The following is a 20124-nucleotide window of genomic DNA, read 5'->3' as shown; positions in this document are numbered from 1 at the left end:
GGTGTTACATGGCAGGCGCAAAAGAGATTCGCAGTAAGATTGCGAGCATCAAAAGCACGCAAAAGATCACCAGCGCCATGGAAAAAGTGGCGGTCAGCAAAATGCGCAAGGCACAAATGCGCATGGCTGCTAGCCGTCCCTACGCGGAGCGTATCCGCCAGGTTATTGGTCATCTGGCCAACGCCAACCCGGAATATCGCCACCCGTTCATGCTCGACCGTGAAGTTAAGCGCGTCGGTTATGTCGTGGTGAGCAGCGACCGTGGTTTGTGCGGTGGTTTGAATACCAACCTGTTCAAGGCCCTGGTCAAGGACATGGCGGTAAACCGCGAAAACAGCGTCGAGATCGATCTGTGTGTGGTCGGTAGCAAGGGTGCGGCCTTTTTCCGCAACTTCGGCGGTAACGTCGTTGCAGCTATCAGCCACCTGGGTGAAGAACCGTCGATCAATGATTTGATCGGCAGCGTCAAAGTGATGCTGGATGCATACCTGGAAGGCCGGATTGACCGCCTGTCCGTGGTATCCAACAAGTTCATCAACACCATGACGCAACAGCCTACCGTGGAGCAGTTGATTCCATTGGTGGCGACCCCGGAACAAGAACTCAAGCACCACTGGGACTACCTCTACGAACCAGACGCCAAAGAGCTGCTTGACGGCTTGATGGTGCGCTACGTGGAGTCGCAGGTGTACCAGGCGGTGGTCGAGAACAACGCGGCTGAACAAGCTGCGCGGATGATCGCGATGAAGAACGCTACCGACAACGCCGGTGATTTGATCAGCGATTTGCAGCTGATCTACAACAAGGCGCGTCAGGCTGCGATCACCCAAGAGATCTCGGAAATCGTCGGCGGCGCTGCCGCGGTTTAACGGTTCAAATATTCAGAGGATCCAGCTATGAGTAGCGGACGTATCGTTCAAATCATCGGCGCCGTTATCGACGTGGAATTCCCACGCGACAGCGTACCGAGCATCTACAACGCTTTGAAAGTCAAAAGCGATGCAGGCACCACCCTGGAAGTTCAGCAGCAGCTGGGCGACGGCGTGGTTCGTACCATTGCAATGGGTTCCACCGAAGGCTTGAAGCGCGGTCTGGAAGTCACTGACTCTGGCGCAGCCATCTCCGTACCCGTCGGTAAAGCGACCCTGGGCCGGATCATGGACGTCCTCGGTAACCCGATCGACGAAGCCGGTCCAATCGAAACCGAAGAGCGCTGGGGCATTCACCGTCCTGCGCCTTCCTTCGCGGAACAAGCGGGTGGCAACGACCTGCTGGAAACCGGCATCAAGGTTATCGACCTGGTTTGCCCGTTCGCCAAGGGCGGTAAAGTCGGTCTGTTCGGTGGTGCCGGTGTAGGCAAAACCGTAAACATGATGGAACTGATCCGTAACATCGCGATCGAGCACAGCGGTTATTCCGTGTTCGCCGGTGTGGGTGAGCGTACTCGTGAGGGTAACGACTTCTACCACGAGATGAAGGATTCCAACGTTCTGGACAAAGTGGCACTGGTTTACGGTCAGATGAACGAGCCGCCGGGTAACCGTCTGCGCGTAGCACTGACCGGCCTGACCATGGCCGAGAAGTTCCGTGACGAAGGTAACGACGTTCTGCTGTTCGTCGACAACATCTATCGTTACACCCTGGCCGGTACTGAAGTATCCGCACTGCTGGGCCGTATGCCTTCCGCAGTAGGTTACCAGCCGACCCTGGCCGAAGAGATGGGTACTCTGCAAGAGCGTATCACTTCGACCAAAAACGGTTCGATCACCTCGATCCAAGCGGTATACGTACCTGCGGATGACTTGACTGACCCGTCGCCAGCGACCACGTTCGCCCACTTGGACGCCACCGTCGTACTGTCCCGTGACATCGCCTCCCTGGGTATCTACCCAGCGGTCGATCCACTGGACTCGACTTCGCGCCAGCTGGACCCGAACGTCATCGGCCAGGAACACTACGACACCGCTCGCGGCGTCCAGTACGTTCTGCAGCGTTACAAAGAACTGAAGGACATCATTGCGATCCTGGGTATGGACGAGCTGTCGGAAACCGACAAGCAGTTGGTATCCCGCGCTCGTAAGATCCAGCGCTTCTTGTCGCAGCCGTTCTTCGTGGCTGAAGTCTTCACCGGTGCCTCGGGTAAATACGTTTCCCTGAAAGACACCATTGCTGGCTTCAAAGGCATCCTCAACGGTGACTACGACCACCTGCCAGAACAAGCGTTCTACATGGTCGGCGGCATCGAAGAAGCGATCGAGAAAGCCAAGAAACTGTAATTCCGGCGCCCGGTAACGGGCGCTCATCAGGTTGAGGCAATCAGATGGCTATGACATTCCATTGCGATATCGTCAGCGCGGAAGGAGAGATTTTCTCCGGTCAGGTTGAGATGGTGATTGCACACGGCGAACTCGGTGACCTTGGTATTGCCATGGGACACGCGCCGTTGATCACTAGCTTGAAGCCTGGTCCGATTACTCTGACCAAGCTGAATGGGGAGAAGGAGGTGTTTTACATCTCCGGTGGTTTCCTTGAGGTTCAGCCACACATGGTCAAGGTACTTGCCGACACCGTGCAACGTGCTGCTGACCTGGATGAAGCTTCCGCTCAGGAAGCCGTCAAGGCTGCCGAGAAGGCCCTGAACGAAAAAGGCGCAGATTTCGACTACGGTTCTGCTGCTGCACGTCTGGCCGAGGCCGCAGCTCAGCTGCGCACCGTCCAGCAGATCCGCAAGAAGTTTGGCGGCTAAGCCGTCAAGCCTCATGCGTGATTGATTAAAAAGGGTAGCCTCGGCTACCCTTTTTCTTTTTTTGCAAAACACTTCTTTGGTCTGAAGTCTGACCGCCCAGGATTGGTAGCCATTCATGTCTCTCGAAATCGTAATTCTTGCCGCAGGCCAGGGCACCCGTATGCGTTCGGCCCTGCCCAAGGTGCTGCACCCAGTCGCTGGCAACTCGATGCTTGGCCATGTTATCCACAGCGCCCGGCAGCTGGATCCACAGCGCATTCATGTTGTGATCGGCCACGGTGCCGATGTGGTGCGCGAACGGTTGGCGGCGGATGACCTGAATTTCGTATTGCAGGACAAGCAATTGGGTACCGGCCATGCCACCGCGCAAGCCGTGCCGTTCATCAAGGCCGACACCGTGCTGATTCTCTACGGTGACGTGCCGTTGATCGAAGTGGAAACCTTGCAGCGCCTGCTCAAACACGTAGTGCCAGGCCAGATGGGCCTGCTCACCGTCGAGCTGGACGACCCCACCGGCTACGGCCGCATCGTGCGCAACGCTGACGGCAAGGTCGCTGCCATCGTCGAACATAAAGACGCCAGCGAAGCCCAACGCGCTATCACCGAAGGCAACACCGGCATCCTCGCGGTCCCGGCCGATCGCCTGGCTGACTGGATGAGCCGTCTGTCCAACAATAACGCCCAGGGCGAGTACTACCTGACCGACGTCATCGAGATGGCCGTCAGTGATGGCCTGGTAGTAGCCACCGAGCAGCCCCACGACCCAATGGAAGTGCAGGGCGCCAACGACCGCAAGCAACTGGCGGAGCTGGAGCGTCACTATCAACAGCGTGAAGGTCGTCGCCTGATGGCGCTGGGCGTGACGCTGCGTGATCCGGCACGTTTCGATGTGCGGGGCGATGTCACCGTAGGCCGCGATGTGCTGATCGATATCAACGTGATCCTCGAAGGCCGCGTGGTCATTGAAGACGATGTGGTGATCGGCCCGAACTGTGTGATCAAGGACAGCACCCTGCGCAAAGGCGTGGTGATCAAGGCCAACAGCCATATCGACGGTGCGGTGATGGGCGAGGGCAGCGATGCCGGTCCGTTCGCGCGGTTGCGTCCGGGCAGCGTGCTGGGTGCCAGGGCTCATGTGGGTAACTTTGTAGAACTGAAAAACGCACAGATGGGCGATGACGCCAAGGCAGGGCACCTGGCCTACCTCGGTGATGCAGTGATTGGTGCCCGCAGCAATATCGGCGCTGGCGCCATCACTTGTAATTACGACGGCGCCAACAAGTACCAGACGACTATTGGCGAAGACGTATTTATCGGCTCCAACAACTCGTTGATTGCACCCGTCACCATTGGTGATGGCTCGAACACAGCCGCAGGCTCAACCATCAACCAGGATGTGGATAAGTCCCAACTGGCTGTAGCCCGCGCCCGTCAGCGCAACATCGACGGTTGGAAACGCCCGGTCAAAATCAAGAAGACCTGAGTTATCCACAACCGCGAAACACTGTAGTACCCATGTGGGAGCGGGCTTGCTCGCGAAGGCTGTCTTTCAGTTGATACATGTGCTGACTGACGAACCGTCTTCGCGAGCAAGCCCGCTCCCACATTTTTATCTGTGTTGATGCAAAAAATCAGTCGCATGCTTGACCATTTTGAGCGAATAGGTTTTGATTGCCTTCGTTATCTTTCGGAACGAAACTTATCATCACCATGTCGAAACGAAATACACCCCAACGTCGCCACAACATCCTTGCCCTGCTTACCGAGCAAGGCGAAGTCAGTGTGGACGAATTGGCCAAGCGTTTCGAAACCTCGGAAGTGACCATCCGCAAGGACCTGGCCGCCCTCGAAAGTAACGGCCTGTTGCTGCGTCGCTACGGCGGCGCCATCACCATGCCCCAGGAACTGGTCGGCGACCCGGCCCAGCCCATTTCGGCCTACAAGCGCGCCATTGCCCGTGCGGCCGTCAGGCGCTTGCGGGAACACGCACGCATCATCATCGACAGCGGCAGCACCACCGCCGCCATGATCCCCGAACTGGGCCACCAGCCCGGCCTGGTGGTGATGACCAACTCCCTGCACGTGGCCAGCGCTTTGAGCGACTTGGAGCATGAGCCGGTGCTGTTGATGACCGGTGGTACCTGGGATCCGCATTCGGACTCGTTCCAGGGCCAGGTCGCCGAGCAAGTGCTGCGTTCCTACGATTTCGACCAGCTCTTTATCGGTGCCGATGGCATCGACCTGGAGCGCGGCACCACCACCTTCAACGAATTGCTGGGACTGAGCCGCGTCATGGCCGAGGTCGCCCGCGAAGTGGTGGTGATGGTCGAGTCCGACAAGATTGGCCGCAAAATCCCCAACCTGGAACTGCCCTGGGGCAGCGTCCATACCCTTATTACCGATGATCGCCTGCCGCTTGAGGCCCGCGACCAGATTCAAGCCCGCGGCATCACGCTGATTTGCGCGGCAGTCATCTAGGAGAGAAACCATGTGTGGAATTGTTGGCGCAGTCGCTGAACGAAACGTCACCGCCATTTTGCTCGAAGGCCTCAAACGCCTGGAATACCGTGGCTACGACAGCGCCGGTGTGGCGCTTTTCACCAACGCCGGCAAACTTGAGCGCATGCGTCGACCAGGCAAGGTCAGCGAACTGGAGCAGGCATTGGCCGGTGAGCCGCTGGTAGGCCGCCTGGGGATCGCCCACACCCGTTGGGCCACCCATGGCGCACCGTGCGAACGCAACGCCCACCCGCACTTCTCCGGTGACCTGGCGGTTGTGCACAACGGCATCATCGAAAACCACGAAGTGCTGCGTGAGCAGCTGAAAGGCCAGGGTTATGTCTTCACCTCGGACACCGACACCGAAGTCATCGCCCACCTGCTGAACCACAAGCTCAAGGACCTCGGCGATCTGACCATCGCCCTCAAGGCCACCGTCAAGGAACTGCACGGCGCCTATGGCCTGGCCGTGATCAGCGCCAGCCAGCCCGACCGCCTGGTCGCCGCCCGCAGTGGCAGCCCGTTGGTGATCGGCCTGGGCCTGGGCGAGAACTTCCTCGCCTCCGACCAACTGGCCTTGCGCCAGGTGACCGACCGCTTCATGTACCTGGAAGAAGGCGACATCGCCGAGATCCGCCGTGAAAGCGTGTCCATCTGGGACGTCAACGGCCAGTCCGTGGAGCGTGAAGCCGTGCAGTACCGCGACGGTGCCGAAGCCGCCGACAAGGGCGAGTACCGCCACTTCATGCTCAAGGAAATCCACGAGCAACCGGCCGTGGTGCAACGCACCCTGGAAGGTCGCCTGAGCCAGAACCAGGTGTTGGTACAAGCCTTCGGCCCGCAAGCCGCCGAGCTGTTCGCCAAAGTACGCAACGTACAAATTGTCGCCTGCGGCACCAGCTACCACGCTGGTATGGTCGCCCGTTACTGGCTGGAAGAACTGGCCGGCATCCCGTGCCAGGTCGAAGTTGCCAGCGAATTCCGCTACCGCAAGGTGGTGGTGCAGGCCGACACCCTGTTCGTGACCATCTCCCAGTCCGGCGAAACCGCCGACACCCTGGCCGCCCTGCGCAACGCCAAGGAACTGGGCTTCCTCGGTACCCTGGCGATCTGCAACGTCGGCATCAGCTCCCTGGTGCGCGAATCCGACCTGACCTTGCTGACCCAGGCCGGTCGCGAAATCGGCGTGGCCTCTACCAAGGCCTTCACCACCCAGTTGGTCGGTCTGTTGCTGCTGACCCTGTCCCTGGGCCAGGTTCGCGGCACTCTGGAAGACGGCGTCGAAGCCAAGCTGGTGGAAGAACTGCGCCGCTTGCCGGCACGCCTGGGCGAAGCACTGGCCATGGACAGCACCGTGGAGAAAGTTGCCGAGCTATTCGCCGACAAACACCACACCCTGTTCCTCGGCCGTGGTGCGCAATACCCGGTGGCGATGGAAGGTTCGCTCAAGCTCAAGGAAATCTCCTACATCCACGCCGAAGCCTATCCGGCCGGTGAGCTGAAACACGGCCCGTTGGCCCTGGTGGATGACGACATGCCAGTCGTTACCGTCGCGCCGAACAACGAACTGCTGGAGAAGCTCAAATCCAACCTGCAGGAAGTGCGCGCCCGTGGCGGCCAACTGATCGTGTTCGCCGACGAAAAGGCCGGCATGACCAATGGCGAAGGGACCCACGTCATCAACATGCCGCACATCCACGACACCCTGTCGCCGATCCTCTACACCATCCCGCTGCAGTTGCTGTCGTACTACGTCGCCGTGCTCAAGGGCACTGACGTTGACCAGCCGCGCAACCTGGCGAAGTCGGTGACGGTGGAATAAGCCTCACCAGAACCAGCAAAACCCCCGTTCTTCGGGGGTTTTGCTTTTTCAGGCTACCGAACATCGGCTCTTAGCGTTTCTGTGGACTAATTCCGGGAGTATTCCCCTGCTTTACCCCTAGAATGCGCCCTGTGGATAACTAGCCAGGGAATGCCGTCACCATGAACATCGAACTGCTGATCGCCGGTATCGTCGTGCTGATTATTGTCGTTGGCCTGGTCGGCTGGCTGGTGGGGGTCTACAACGGCCTGGTGATGCGCCGCAACGATGTGGATAAAGCCTTCGCCAACATCGACGTGTTGCTCAAGCAACGGGCGGACCAGATTCCCGACCTGATGCGCGTGGTGCAAGCCGCCATGAACCATGAGAACGCGCTGTTCACCCGCCTCAGCGACGCCCGTACCGCGTACCTTAACGCCAGCAGCCTCTCCGATAAGGTCGATGCCTCCAACCAGCTCAATACGGCACTCAAGTCGGTGATTGCGGTGGCCGAGAATTATCCGACGCTGATCTCCGGCCCCAACATGGTGGAGTTGCAGCAGGCGATCTCGGCGGTGGAAGAACGTATCGCCGACCGCCGCGAGTTCTTCAATGAGTCGGTCAACCTCTACAACATCGCCATCGCGATTTTCCCTGATCTGTTCTTCGCAAAAATGCTCGGCTACCAGCGCATCCCGCTGCTGGCCATCAGTGCCGAAGAAACCCGCTACGAAGGCGTGAAGCTTGAGGTGCCGGGAGCATGAAAACTACTCAGGCGGGTGTTGTCGCGAAAAAGCCGGCGTGGAAAACCCTAGTGGCGCTGATCTTTCTCGCCGGCTTCATCGGCCTGATGGTTTACGCCCCGACGATCCTGGTTGCGCTGTTTTTCCCCGTCTGCATTTTGATCGGTTTGCTGGCCAGCTTCGGCCCCAACTTCTATCGCACCGAACAACGCCTGGCCACCAGCCAGATACGCTCATTGGCCATGGGCCTGGTGGAAGTGAACGGCAAGGTGATCGTCGACACACCGCTGATCTCACCGGTCAACGGAAAGCCTTGCGCGGGTTACGTATGGATCATCGAGGAAGGCACCCAAGACAAGGACGGCGACTGGAGCTGGAGCGAGGTCTCAGCCGAGGCTCGCTGCAACGACTTCCGCCTGCAAGACGCCACTTGTGAAGTGACGGTGATTGCCGAAGGCATCGACTTGTTCGGCAAGAAGCGTCCTGGCGACCATGAGTGGATCAGCAACTCCCGCCGCCAGGGCGAACTGCTCCTCACCCAGGATATGCAGGTGATGCTGATTGGCGACGCCTGCGAACGTGAGGGCAAGACGGTGATTGCCCAGGGCCGGCAACGTGATGCGGTGTTCGGCCTGGCCGAAATCAAGGATGTGGAGAACCGCCGTGTGCTGGCGCCGCTGTGGCGCGCCGGTGGTTTCTACGCGGTGGTGGTGGGCTTGATCGGTGTTGGCATCATGGCCATGACCCCGGAGCATTTTGCTCAACTGCACCTGCCGGGCCCCGCCACTTACCAGCAAATGGCGGAACTGAACCCTGCCTATCGTTTTCTGGCCTGGTTGTACCGTGACAACGGTTTCGTGATTCCTTTCATGGCTGCATTTGGCTTCTTGCTGGCGATTCTTGTGGTGTTGATCGCGTTGCGGCTGTTGCTGCCCAAGGGCATGCGCCTGGCGGTAGGCCGTGTGCTGGGCGCCTGGATGGGCCTGGGCATGGTGATTGGCGGCGTGGTGACGTTGCTGCTGGTGGTGGCCCAGGTGGACACGATGAAGGTGTTCCTGGTGTGGATGATGATTCTGCTGGGCACCCTGGTGTTTTCGGTCTTTGAGCAACGCAAGCTAGGGGTGGCGTACAAGCATTTCGCAAAAAATGCCGGCACCGCCGGTTTAGGCGACGAAGATCCCTGATCAGGGCACAAACTCCACCTTCAGTCCCCGGCTGGCGCTGCGGCCCTGGTCATCAGTGACCCGCAACCGATAGTCCCCCGACTTACCCGGCCGCCAATTCAGCGTGGTTTGCGGCGGGCCCTGGCCGATCAGGGTCTGGTCGGCAAACCAATACAGCGTCAGTGCATCACTGGCCGCGTTGGCGTTCAGCGGAATGCTTTCCTGGGGCTGTGACAGGCGCAGGTGATAACTGACTTGAGTCAGCGGCGAGCGAATCTGCGGCGCCTCGCTCTGGTCGCCGATTCGATTGGGTTGGCAACTTTTCTGCACATTGGGCGGCGTGCGCCGGGGCAGGCCGGCGGCGCGGAACAGCCGCTGCACATCGCTGGGCCAGAATTCGAAGACTTCTTCACGGGTATATTGCGGGTCGAACGGCGGGCACGCGGCTTTGCCTGTGCGGGTGTCGATCAGCACCGGGCGGTGCAGGTTGGACACCCGAATCGGTGACACGCCGGGGATGTACCAGGTCTTGCGGGTACGTGGGCACCAGCGGTTGGGCAACTCGCCGGAGGCCGCGCAGACGTCGATGCGGATCAGCCCGGCGGGCGGCTTGTCGGGTTTGATCACCACGTTGGGCAGGGCCAGGGGCAGGGCGTCGGCGATGCGGAAGAACAGCGGTGCCGCGGTTTTCGCGCCGATAAATTCCGGATTCGGACGACCGTCGAAGTTACCGACCCACACCACTAGCACATACGGGCCTACGAGGCCGGCGCTCCACGCATCGTGAAAGCCCCATGAGGTGCCGGTCTTCCAGGCCGTGCGCCAATGGCGTCCCGGCAGCCCGTCCGGGCGCGGGTTGCGCCGCAACATGTCGCGCACCATAAACGCGGCCTGCGGTGTGAGTAGCTGGGCGCCGGTGGTTTGAGGTTGCTCCTGCAAATAGCGCAAGGGTCGCAAATGCCCATCACCTGCGAGCATCACGTACAGCCGCGCCAGCTCCTCGGGCGTCATCTCGCCGCCGCCCAGGGCCAGCGCCAAGCCGTAATGGCTTTCGCCCCGCAGGCCCTTGATCCCGGCCCGTTGCAGCAATCCGTAGAGTGACGGCGAGCGGGTTTGGCTGGCCAGCCAGACCGCCGGGATGTTGCGGCTGCGGATAAGCGCATCGCGGGCTGTCACCGGTCCGACAAAACTGCCGTCGAAATTTTCCGGCTGGAAGTAGCCGAAGTTACTCGGCATATCCTTGAGGATGCTCATGGGGTGGATCACCCCTTGGTCCAGCGCCAGCCCATACAGGAATGGCTTGAGCGTAGAGCCGGGCGAGCGCCGCGACAACACGCCGTTGACCTGGCCGTGGATGCCTGTGGATAAGTAATCCGCCGAGCCCACCAAGGCTTTTACGCTCTGGTCGCGACTGTCGATCAGGATCGCCGTGGCGTTTTCCACACCGCTGCTGCGGCGCTCGGCGATAAAGCCGGTGATCAGGCGTTCCAGCAATTGTTGCAGCGGCAGGTTGAGGGTGCTGTTTAACTCGTTGCCGGTTTGCGAGGCCAGCAGCTGTTCGCTCAGGTGCGGTGCCAGAAACGGAATCTGCTGGCGGTTGCGGGCTTCCAGCGGCAGGTCCAGCAAGCTGTCGTTACGCGGGTCTTGTGGATACGTTTCCCGCCAGTCGGCCATCAGCCGTTGCCGAGCGGTTTGCAGCGATGGCCCGAAGCGCGCGCGGCGGCCGGGTTGCTGGGGAATGACGGCCAGCGCCAGCGCTTCAGACAAGGACAATTGCGCCGCTGACTTGCCGAAATAAATCCGGCTGGCCGCCTCGGCACCTTCGATATTGCCGCCCATGGGGGCCAGGTTGAGGTAGGCCTCGAGGATGTCGTGCTTGCTGTAACGCGCCTCCAGCCACAACGCCAAGGCCATTTGCTGCAGCTTGCCGGGTACCTGGCGGGTATTGAGATCCCACAGGCGCCTGGCCAACTGCATGCTCAGGGTCGAGCCGCCCTGGCGCTGGCCGCCGCTATAGGTGGCCATGGCGGCCCGCAGCAACGCCGGGGGATTGATCCCCGGGTGCCAGTAGAAATTGCGGTCTTCCTTGAGCAGCAACGCCTCCACCAGTGACGGAGAAATCCGTTCCAGTGGTAGCCACAGGCGATATTGCCCGTCAGCCGCCAGGGTCATGCGCAGCAGCGAACCGTCATCGGCCAGCACCACCCGTGAGGAGGTGGCTGCCTGTTCCAGCGGCGCGTGGGGCCACAACCGTAGCCCCGCCAGAATCAACGCCGCTGCCAGCAGCGGCGTCAGGCTTTTAAGGCTTGGTAATTTCAAGCTGGCCTACTTTGCCGCGTCCTTGCAGGGTGGTTTCGTACATGCCCTCGGCGTAGGCCGGTGGCGTATTGAAGGTACCGGCGTTGGTGGCGCGCACGCGGTACACGAAGGTGCCTACATCCCGCAGCGCGGTGCCGTACAACACCACTCGGTCATCACGCACATCGACGTAGTCCGGTTGCCAGTTGCTCAAGTCGGTCTCGCCGATCGGAGCCTGCCAGGCGTCGGCTTCCTCGGTGTCTTCGCTGGTTTCAACGTACTCCGAATCGTCGCCTTCGCTTTCCTCGCTGCTGGCCGCTTCCGGCTCCGGCGGCAAGTTATACACAGGCTCGACACCACCCGGCAGCAAGTCGACCACGGCCACTTGTTGCACCTGATCACGGTCAGTGGCCCGCAAGCGCAGGCGCACCAGGAACTCATCACCTACCGCGACCTTGCTGACTGGGTTGCCTTTGAGGTCGAGGTATTCGTGGATGATTTCCAGGCCGCTGTTGATTGGCTTGAGGTTGGCGCCCTTGTCATAGCCGGCTTCGCTCAGCATGTAGAACGCCGCCGGGCCGTCGGATTTTTCCATCTGTAGTTTTTGCGTACCGGCAGGCACTGCTGCACGTGGCGGCTGGCCGGCCATCTGCAACAGCTGTTGCTGCTTATCGCTGAGCCACGCGGTGGCCTTGAGGGTCATGTCGCTTTGCGCGCGCTGGCCATAGTTGTCCAGGGCCCGCAGCAACAGTGCCGCCGACAGCGAGTTGTAGCGTTGCTCGTTGAGGCGCTTGCCGAGTTTATCCAGCAGGCTTGCCGGCACATCGTCGAGCATTTCCGGGAAGTGCCGCGCGAGCAAATGCAGGTGCTCGGCGTCGTGCACCAGCGGGTCGTAATACAGGCCGTCGCTGTTCCATTTATCCGACAGGGAAAGCCACGGCACCTTGCGGAACAGCGTCTCGGCCTGACGATCCTGCTTGAGCAACTTGTAGCTGGCGGCGAGGTACGCGGCGCCAATGTCGTTCTGCCAGGTGTCCTTGAAGTAGCTCTCGTAGCGTTCGCGGATATCGCTCAAGGCGCCGCTCACCAGAATCCCCTGACGGCTCAGGAGGTAACTGGCATAGGCGCGGTTGCGCAATTCCGACAGACCTTCGCTCGGGCCGTTGGCCAGGTCGGTGAGGTACGCGTTGGAGCGTTGCAACAGGTCTTCCGGTACCGGCAGCCCGCGCTCCCTGGCTTCGATCAGGAAGTCGGTGGCGTACAGGCTGGCGTACGGCGCCACGTCCGGGTTGGCCGCCCACAAGCCGAAACCACCGGCCTGGTTCTGCCGCTGACGCAGCATGCGCACCGCGCCGCTGAAGGCCTGCTCGGCCTCCGGCGCGTTACCGCCCCAGATCAACGCCGGCATGGCCTTGGACACCAATTGCTCGGTGCAGGCGTAGCCGTAGTCATCCAGGTAATTCTTGAGGCCGTTGGCCCAGACCAGCGGCGAAGCGGCGACGCCCAATTGCACATCGCGCAACTGCCCGAACAGATCGCGGGTCGGTTTCAGCTCTTTGCTGGCGCTGTCGAAACGGCCCAGGCTCAGGGCCACCCGATGTTCGCTCAATGGCCGGATCGACGTGGTTTCCGCCACCTGGATCCGCTTGCCGTCCGGCAGCACCGCGACGAAGCGCAAGTCTGCCGAGCCGAGGTTTTCACCCACCTTGATCTTGAACTCGGCAACGCCTTCCTTGCGCGGTTGCAGCGCCAGGGTGCTGCCCTTGTCGCCTTGCACCTGGAGGCCATTGCTGGTCTGCACTTCAAACTTCACGTCCGCCGCGGCGTCGAGGTTGCTGAACACCCCGGCGCTGACGCTGAACACATCACCCGGCGCGACAAAAGCCGGCACGTTCGGCGTGATCACCAGCGGCCCGCGCACTTCGGTGTTGGCCTCGCTGACGCCCACGCTGTCGCTGTCCACCGCGACTGCAAACAGATGCAGCTTGCCGTTGAAGCTGTCCGGAACCTGGTAGTGCAGCACGGTTTCACCGGCCGGCAAGTCCACCAAGCCAGACCACCAGGCCACAGGCGGCTGATGTTTACGCTTGAACGGGTTGAGGTGGTTGGCCAGGGCGCCTTCGGTGTCACCACCAGGCGCTGCCCCACTGAGCAGGCGGCTGAATTCCGGCAGGATCAGGTCAAGAATCTGACTGGTACCGACCTCCAGCGCACGCTTCTGGAAGAAGAAGCCCAGCGGGTCTGGCGTCTGGTAGCGCGCCACTTGCAGGATGCCTTCGTCCACCGCGTAGACCACTGCGCGGCCAGGGCGGTCGGCGTTGACCTTGATGTCCAGGGTCTGCCCCGGCTCGATCTTCGCCGGGCCTTCGACTTTCAGCGCCATGCGCCGCGCATCCAGGTTGATGCTGAACGGCACCACGCCGTAGGACAGTGGGCTCATGTAGACCTCGGACGAGCCGATGTCCCGTACGAACTGCACGTTGACGTAGGCATTGCCCTCAAGCCCCGCAGGAACGCGGATATGTTGCACGCTGTTGGTGCTGTCGGCCTTGAACCACTGCTGGGTATAGACCTTGTCCCGCTCGATAGTGATCAACCCGGCACCGGTGTACGGCGCGCGAATGCTGATGGCGATCTCATCACCGGTGGCGTAGCTGCGTTTATCCAGGCGCAGTTGCAGTTCGGCGTTGCGTTCCAGGGAGCGCGAGGTGTTGCCCCGGCCGGCGACGCTGTAGTCGATCTGGTTCAGCAGGTTGCCGTTGGCGTCCTTGAGTTGCAGGGTGAAATCGCCCGGGGTACCGGTGTTCAGGGTTTGCTTGGCGCCGTCCTTGGTCATCACCACCGGCGAGGCCGGCTGGCTGATGTTCTTGATGCGCGACTCGTATTTGTAGGTGCCGTTGGATTGCTTCACCAGCACCGAGACGTAGCGGTGTTCGACCACTTCACTGGTCAGGCCGTCCACGGCGACGGGCGTGAGGTCTGGCGCCACGGCCAGCCATTGCACCTGGCGCGGCGCATCCTTGGCTACGAAGGACAGCGAGTCCTGGCTCTTCACACCCACCAGGTACGGCGCTGCCGACACCAGCAACGCGCTTTGTGCGGCGACGTTGCGACCGCCTTCGGCTTCGTACACCTGGGTCATCACTTGCAGGCGGTAGGTGCTGTTGGCGAAGCGTTGCAGGTTTAGGTCCAGCACCGCTTGGCCATTGTCGTCGACGGTGGTTTCGGCCAGGTCTTCGGAGCTGGCTTCTTCCAGCGAGTCATTCAGGCGGAAGCGGTAATCCGGGTAGCGATCAAACGCCGCGAGCGTTGGGCTCAGGGACATTTTTGCCGTGACGCGACGGCCCGCCGCCGGAGCGCCGAACAAGTGCATCGCGGTGACCTTGGCCACCACCTGGTCTGGCGGGATCCAGCCCAGCACCGGGGTGTCGTGCAGGCTCAGGCTGACTTTCATCCGGTCCGGTTCAAAATCGCGAACCTTGAAGCTGACGCTGCCCAGGTCAGTGCGGCGCTGCTTCTCGCCGATCAGTTGCAGGGTCGCCGTGTAATCGCCGGAAGGCGCCACTTCGCTGCTGGGGAAATCGAAGGTTTCAAAACCGCTGGCCGACAGTTTCAATGGCTGGCGAATCACCTCCAGGCCACGTGGGTCGGTGATCTGCAGCTCAACCGGCAGGCCTTGCAGGGCGCCTTTCCAGTCGCCGCTGCGCACGATCATGCCCAGGTGCGCGGTCTCGCCGGGCCGGTACAGGCCGCGGTCGGTAAACAGGTAGGCGCTGAGACGATTGATCGCACCGTCTTCTTCCAGGCCACCTACATCAAAGCGCGACAAATCCAGCTGCTGGGACTGACGGGCAATCGGCAGGAACGATTGGTCGTTGCCGCGACTGACCACATACATCAATGGCGTTTTCTCACGGCGCAGTTCATCCAGCTTGGCAAAGTGCGCGTGGCCTTCGGCGTCGGTATGGCCGCTGGCGACCGGCAAGCCGTTGCGGCCGATGATATCGACCTGGGCGTCGGACACCGGCGAGCCATTGCCGATGGACTGCACATATACATCATGGCTGCCGTCGCTGGAGCGCTTGGCGATGATGCCCAAGTCGGTGACCACGATGAAACGCAAGTCGCTGGTGGTGTTGCGCGAGTAGTCGAAGGTGCGATCAGCCGGGTCGTCCTGCGGGCTCAGCTTGAGCACGAAAATGCCTCGGCGGCCGCCGTTGGCTGTCAGGTAGCTGCTCAGGTCGACGTTGTCGTAGACGGTTTTCGACGGGTCGGCAGCCGACAGCGGAATGTCCAGGCTCTGACGTTCCACCATCCGGTCGAAGTAATCATTGGCAAAATTCGGTCGGGCAAAGCTGCCGCTGCTCTGGTCCACCAGGTGTTGCAACTGGTTGGGCAGCAGGCGGGCGATTTCCACATGGGCGCCGGGAACGCCACGGGCCATGAAGCCCAGGCGTTTTTCGCCAGTGAGGCTAAGCAAGGCGCCGTCGGACAAGAACTGCAGCGTGCGCGGATAAGCCGGCATGCTCACGAGGGAGGCTGTCGGATTTTTCGCCAGGTAGCCGCCGATGGCTTCCAGGTTGGCCGGTACCCGCACATACAGGGCGCGGCCCGGCGGGGCCTTGAACTTGAAGGCGTGCAGGGTATTCAGCGGTTCGACGCTCGGCACGTGGGTCAGCTTGACCTTGGTGCTGCTGGCCAGCAGCTTGTCGTCGATGTCTTGCAGGTTCCAGGGGCGGGTATCGTCCTCGGCTTTTTCCGGTAGCATCCAGGCCTGCACCTTGTTGGCGATGGTCTCGTCGGCCACGGCGCTGGAGCTGCTGAACATCAACACCGGCTCGGGCTCGCCGCGCTCGTTGTCGACAAAGCTGACTTCGGCGCCGGTGAAGGTCAGGCGATAGCGGCCGGGCACGGTGACTTCGGCCACCAACGGTGCAGTGCTGGCGTTGCCGCCGTCACGGGCCTTGAGGCCTTCATCGAGCTTGGCGCTGACCGGGGTGCTTTCCAGCGGAGTGGCCAGGGCGGCGGAGCGTACAAAAGCGTTGAGCTTGTGCTCGTCGAAGGTGACTTCCGGACGGTTGGGCAGTTGCGCGTCGCGGTAGGCCAGGCCTTTGCCGAGGGTTACCGAGGCGCGCTTGCGTACGCTGTCTTCATCTACCGGGTGGGAAAAGTGGAAGGTCGCTACCAGCTGTTTCTGCGTCGGGTTGCTCGGGTCTTGGTACAGCTCGTTTTGCGTCAACGTCGCGCGGAACGGCTGGGTGGAGAATTGGCTGGTGTACTGGCTGAGCAGGACGCCGTCGGCCAACAGGTTCTTCTTGGCCAGGTCGATGGAGTAATGAGCATCGACGGGCCAGTCTTTTTCCGGGGTGAATACCAGGCTGCGGTCGTCCGACCAGCGCCAGGTACCCGCAATGGTCGGCTTGAGCGTGATGCCTTCGGTGACCGGCTTGCCAATGGCGGCCAGGGGTGCCACGGATTCGGCGAAGCGCACCTGCAAGTTATCCACAACCGGCTGCGGCTGTGTGTAATCCGTCAGGTTGGGTTTGTGCAGCGAATAGCCCACGGTATGGGGTTGCGGCAGGTGGGAATACCAGTGCCAGCCATAGACGCCTGCGGCCACCAGCAACACCAGGGCCAGCACGCCACCTGCGGCCTGGCGCGGATACGCCCGGGCCTTATGGCCGACGTTGACCAGGCCGTTGCCGGTGGCTTGCAGCCAACGCGGCGGTTGCCACTGGCCGAACAGGCTACGCGCCAGCCATCGCACGGCGCGGAACACAACACTCACCACTGAGATCAAGGCCCCGAAAAAACGGCGGCTGGTCGCTTTTAACGAATCAAACATGGTGAGCATCCCTGGCAATGTGTCGCGTATCTTACACGTCTCTTTAATACAAAAGATGACGGCAAAACACGTCGTTTTGCTCAGGCTTGCTGTACGAAGGTGAGGCGTATCGCAAAACCGATCAAAAGACTGCCAAACAGCCACTGTTGCAGGCGTTGGGCGGACGGGCTGCGTTGCAGCCAGCGGCCGATTCTGGCGCCGGCCAATCCATAGCAACTGTCGAATGCCAGGCCGACGGCCACCAGCATTGCGCCCAACGTTGCGAACTGCGCCGTCACCGAAGCGCCGTGTGGATCAATGAACTGCGGCAGCAATACGGAGCAGAACAGCAGCGCCTTGGGGTTGAGCAGGTTGGTCAACAGGCCGCGTTGAAAGGCTTCGCGCCAGGCATGTGCCGGTGCCCGGCCGTCCTCGGTATTCAGGTTGGGCAGCAGGTTGGAGCGCAGACATTGCACGCCGATCCACAGCAGATACGCCGCACCGCCCAGGCGCACCACATCGAAGGTCCAGGGCGCGACCTTGAACAACGTCGCCAGGCCCATCCCGGCCAGTGCCACGTGGCAGGCCCGCGCCAGCCCCAAACCTGCTGCGGTTGCCAGCGCCATCGCCTTGCCCTGGCGGGCGCCGGTTTGCAGCAGCAGGATCATGTCCGGGCCGGGCAACAGGTACACCACCGCCAGCGCGACTAAAAACAACCAGAGTTCTGCCATGTGCCTGCCCCTTGCGGTACGTGATTCGTAGGGCAATTTTAGAGGTGAAGGCCGGGGCAGGTGCTTGCGTAGTGAACCGGAAAGGCGTCTAGTCTTGGCACAATCTGCCACTTTTACCGGGCGAAATACCTCACTTATGCCAAACCTGAAACTGGATGCGTTTGACCGCAAGATTCTTGAGGCCCTGCAACGGGACGGCCGCTTGAGCAACGTGCAACTGGCGGATGAGATTGGCTTGTCGGCCTCGCCCTGTTTGCGCCGGGTGCGGCTGCTGGAGGAGGCGGGGGTGATTCGGGGTTACCAGGCAAGTCTTGATCGGGATGAAGTCGGGTTGGGGCTGACGGTGTTTGTCGGGGTCAAAGTGGAGCGGCATAACGACGAACAGGCAGAGGCGTTTCGATTGGCGGTGACGGCATTGCCCCAGGTGATTTCGGCGTTTCTGGTGTCCGGCGAATCGGATTTCCTGCTGCAAGTAGTGGTGCCGGATTTGCGCGGGTATGAGCGGTTCCTGACCGGGAGTTTGTTGAAGTTGCCGGGGGTGAGTGATATCCGCAGCAACTTTGCGATTCAAACGGTGAAGACGCCCGGGGCATTGCCGCTGAGTCACCTCCCCACCTGAAAACTCCCCTCCCTTCGTAGCAGCTGTCGAGCTTTAGCGAGGCTGCGTAGGGCGCGACTCGGTCTGAGGTCGGTGGTGCGGCCGACGCAGCCTCGCTAAGGCTCGACAGCTGCTACGGGGGGGAAGGTAATTGAGTGAGGTTTCAGGTCCACCAGTAGCGTACGAGATGAAAGAAGATCGGCGCCGCAAAACACACCGAATCCAGCCGATCCAGCATCCCGCCGTGCCCTTCGATCATGTGCCCCCAATCCTTCACGCCGCGGTCGCGCTTGATCGCCGACATCACGATCCCGCCGGCAAACCCCAGCAGGTTGATCAGCAGCGCAATCAGGAACGACTGCCAGGGATTGAACGGCGTGGTCCACCACAGCGCCGCGCCGATCAGGGATGACAACAGAATCCCGCCGACAAACCCTTCCACCGTCTTCGACGGCGACAAGTTGGGCGCGATCTTGTGTTTGCCGAACAGCTTGCCGCACACGTACTGCAAGACGTCCGACAGTTGCACCACGATCACCAGGTAGGCGATCAGCAGCAGGTTGCGGCCTTCGTAGCCGACGATATCCAGGGTCAGCAGCGCCGGCACGAAGGACACGCAGAACACCGCGATCATCAGCCCCCATTGCACCTTCGACGCCCGTTCCAGGAAGTGCGTGCTGTCGCCGCCCAGTGACGCAAGGATCGGCAGCAGCAGGAACACGTACACCGGGATGAAGATCGAGAACAGCCCGTACCAGTCGAAGTAGATCAGCAGGTATTGCAGCGGCAGCGCCAGGTAGAAGGCCGCCACCAGCGCCGGGTAATCGCTGCGACGGGTCGGCGTCAGCGTGAGGAATTCCCGCAGCGCATAGAACGACACGGCGTAGAACAGCAGGATCACCGCGCCGGTGCCGAGCCAGAAGGCCATGCCGATCACCACCACCATCACCCACCAGGCGTTGATGCGGGCGTTGAGGTTATCGATCACCGCGTTAGGTGTGCCACGGGTGCGCAGTTTGAGGATCAGGCCGATCAGCGAGGCGAGCACCAGGATCGCGCCGATCCCGCCGAACAACATCAGGGTTTGGCTATCCATGTCAGGAATGCTCCGGGGCGAGGGCGAGCAAGGCGTCGCGGGTGCGGGCGAGGAACAGCGCCTTGTCTTCGCCGTCCTCCAGTTGCAGCGGTGCGCCGAAGCTGGTGGTGCACAGCAATGGCAGCGGCAGTACGCGGCCCTTGGGCATGACCCGGTTGAGGTTGGCGATCCACACCGGGATCAACTCGGCTTGTGGATAACTCTTGGCCAAGTGATACAGACCGCTTTTAAACGGCAACAATCCGTCTTCCAGGTTGCGCGTGCCCTCGGGGAAGATGATCAACGAGTCGCCGTTTTCCAGGGCCTGGAGCATCGGTTGCAGGGGGTTATCCACAGGGTCCTTGCGCTCGCGGTCGATCAGTACGCCGTTGAACACCCGGTTGATGATGTAACGGCGCAGTGCGCTTTGGTTCCAGTAGTCGCTGCCGGCCACCGGGCGCGTGAATTTACGCAGGTTCTGCGGCAACGATGCCCACAGCAGCACGAAATCGCCGTGGCTGCTGTGGTTGGCGTAGTAGATGCGTTGCACCGGCACGGGCGCGCAGCCAAGCCACAGGCTGCGGGCGCCGGTGACGGTACGGGCCATGGAGGTAATCAGAGTGGCGACCACAGGTTCGAACATGAG

14 protein-coding genes are annotated in these 20124 nt (G+C 61.3%); 9 read left to right on the top strand and 5 right to left on the bottom strand.

Annotated features, from left to right (window positions below):
- Window positions 1-8: 8 nt before the first annotated feature.
- From atpG to ACA046_RS32625, 8 genes are all read left to right on the top strand, one after another.
- Window positions 9-869, top strand: coding sequence for a F0F1 ATP synthase subunit gamma (gene atpG / locus ACA046_RS32660; protein WP_459024926.1), 861 nt, complete (start codon window positions 9-11; stop codon window positions 867-869).
- Window positions 870-896: 27 nt separating this feature from the next.
- Window positions 897-2276: a F0F1 ATP synthase subunit beta gene (gene atpD, locus ACA046_RS32655; RefSeq protein WP_076013259.1), complete on the top strand. Its 1380-nt coding sequence runs from the start codon at window positions 897-899 to the stop codon at window positions 2274-2276.
- Window positions 2277-2320: 44 nt separating this feature from the next.
- A complete protein-coding gene (locus ACA046_RS32650; RefSeq protein WP_076013258.1) occupies window positions 2321-2746 on the top strand; it encodes a F0F1 ATP synthase subunit epsilon in 426 nt (141 codons plus the stop codon).
- A 115-nt stretch (window positions 2747-2861) separates the two neighbouring features.
- Window positions 2862-4229: a bifunctional UDP-N-acetylglucosamine diphosphorylase/glucosamine-1-phosphate N-acetyltransferase GlmU gene (gene glmU / locus ACA046_RS32645; RefSeq protein ID WP_497675651.1), complete on the top strand. Its 1368-nt coding sequence runs from the start codon at window positions 2862-2864 to the stop codon at window positions 4227-4229.
- 227 nt (window positions 4230-4456) lie between these two features.
- Window positions 4457-5224: a DeoR/GlpR family DNA-binding transcription regulator gene (locus ACA046_RS32640; RefSeq protein ID WP_076013256.1), complete on the top strand. Its 768-nt coding sequence runs from the start codon at window positions 4457-4459 to the stop codon at window positions 5222-5224.
- Between the two features lie 10 nt (window positions 5225-5234).
- Window positions 5235-7067 (top strand): glutamine--fructose-6-phosphate transaminase (isomerizing), encoded by a 1833-nt coding sequence (glmS, locus tag ACA046_RS32635; RefSeq protein WP_459024921.1) that lies wholly within the window; start codon window positions 5235-5237, stop codon window positions 7065-7067.
- A 161-nt stretch (window positions 7068-7228) separates the two neighbouring features.
- Window positions 7229-7810 carry a LemA family protein gene (locus ACA046_RS32630; protein ID WP_497675650.1) on the top strand — a complete coding sequence of 194 codons (582 nt, stop codon included), beginning with the start codon at window positions 7229-7231 and terminating at the stop codon, window positions 7808-7810.
- Complete coding sequence (locus ACA046_RS32625; RefSeq protein ID WP_459024889.1) at window positions 7807-8973, top strand: hypothetical protein; 1167 nt, start codon at window positions 7807-7809, stop codon at window positions 8971-8973. The genes ACA046_RS32630 and ACA046_RS32625 overlap by 4 nt, the downstream gene beginning before the upstream one ends.
- On the opposite strand, the gene pbpC is transcribed toward ACA046_RS32625, so the two are convergent.
- From pbpC to ACA046_RS32610, 3 genes are all read right to left on the bottom strand, one after another.
- Window positions 8974-11271: a penicillin-binding protein 1C gene (gene pbpC, locus ACA046_RS32620; RefSeq protein WP_497675649.1), complete on the bottom strand. Its 2298-nt coding sequence runs from the start codon at window positions 11269-11271 to the stop codon at window positions 8974-8976.
- Window positions 11252-17095 (bottom strand): alpha-2-macroglobulin, encoded by a 5844-nt coding sequence (locus ACA046_RS32615; RefSeq protein WP_497675648.1) that lies wholly within the window; start codon window positions 17093-17095, stop codon window positions 11252-11254. Before ACA046_RS32615 ends, pbpC begins: the two co-directional genes overlap by 20 nt.
- Before the next feature lie 80 nt (window positions 17096-17175).
- The gene (locus tag ACA046_RS32610) at window positions 17176-17805 is read right to left on the bottom strand and encodes a LysE family translocator (protein WP_497675647.1); all 630 of its coding nucleotides are present in this window, start codon (window positions 17803-17805) and stop codon (window positions 17176-17178) included.
- Between the two features lie 145 nt (window positions 17806-17950).
- Here ACA046_RS32610 and ACA046_RS32605 point away from each other — a divergent pair, with 145 nt between their 5' ends.
- Window positions 17951-18424, top strand: coding sequence for an Lrp/AsnC family transcriptional regulator (locus ACA046_RS32605; protein WP_497677156.1), 474 nt, complete (start codon window positions 17951-17953; stop codon window positions 18422-18424).
- A 142-nt stretch (window positions 18425-18566) separates the two neighbouring features.
- Here the strand turns inward: ACA046_RS32605 and ACA046_RS32600 are convergent, their stop codons facing one another.
- Entirely contained in the window at window positions 18567-19499 is a 933-nt protein-coding gene (locus ACA046_RS32600) for a phosphatidate cytidylyltransferase (protein ID WP_275964061.1), read from the bottom strand.
- A gap of 1 nt (window position 19500) precedes the next feature.
- On the bottom strand, window positions 19501-20121 hold the full coding sequence (locus ACA046_RS32595) for a lysophospholipid acyltransferase family protein (protein ID WP_076013249.1): 621 nt from the start codon (window positions 20119-20121) through the stop codon (window positions 19501-19503).
- Window positions 20122-20124 lie beyond the last annotated feature (3 nt).

This window comes from Pseudomonas sp. LBUM1641, assembly GCF_059716235.1.
Note: the sequence above shows the minus strand (reverse complement) of the source record. Positions and strands in the feature narration are given on the sequence as shown.

Excerpts from the sequence above, each read along its gene's own strand:
- atpG (WP_459024926.1), top strand. The coding sequence starts at position 9 with ATGGCAGGCGCAAAAGAGATTCGCAGTAAGATTGCGAGCATCAAAAGC.
- atpD (WP_076013259.1), top strand. The coding sequence starts at position 897 with ATGAGTAGCGGACGTATCGTTCAAATCATCGGCGCCGTTATCGACGTG.
- ACA046_RS32650 (WP_076013258.1), top strand. The coding sequence starts at position 2,321 with ATGGCTATGACATTCCATTGCGATATCGTCAGCGCGGAAGGAGAGATT.
- glmU (WP_497675651.1), top strand. The coding sequence starts at position 2,862 with ATGTCTCTCGAAATCGTAATTCTTGCCGCAGGCCAGGGCACCCGTATG.
- ACA046_RS32640 (WP_076013256.1), top strand. The coding sequence starts at position 4,457 with ATGTCGAAACGAAATACACCCCAACGTCGCCACAACATCCTTGCCCTG.
- glmS (WP_459024921.1), top strand. The coding sequence starts at position 5,235 with ATGTGTGGAATTGTTGGCGCAGTCGCTGAACGAAACGTCACCGCCATT.
- ACA046_RS32630 (WP_497675650.1), top strand. The coding sequence starts at position 7,229 with ATGAACATCGAACTGCTGATCGCCGGTATCGTCGTGCTGATTATTGTC.
- ACA046_RS32625 (WP_459024889.1), top strand. The coding sequence starts at position 7,807 with ATGAAAACTACTCAGGCGGGTGTTGTCGCGAAAAAGCCGGCGTGGAAA.
- ACA046_RS32615 (WP_497675648.1), bottom strand. The coding sequence starts at position 17,095 with ATGTTTGATTCGTTAAAAGCGACCAGCCGCCGTTTTTTCGGGGCCTTG.
- ACA046_RS32610 (WP_497675647.1), bottom strand. The coding sequence starts at position 17,805 with ATGGCAGAACTCTGGTTGTTTTTAGTCGCGCTGGCGGTGGTGTACCTG.
- ACA046_RS32600 (WP_275964061.1), bottom strand. The coding sequence starts at position 19,499 with ATGGATAGCCAAACCCTGATGTTGTTCGGCGGGATCGGCGCGATCCTG.
- ACA046_RS32595 (WP_076013249.1), bottom strand. The coding sequence starts at position 20,121 with ATGTTCGAACCTGTGGTCGCCACTCTGATTACCTCCATGGCCCGTACC.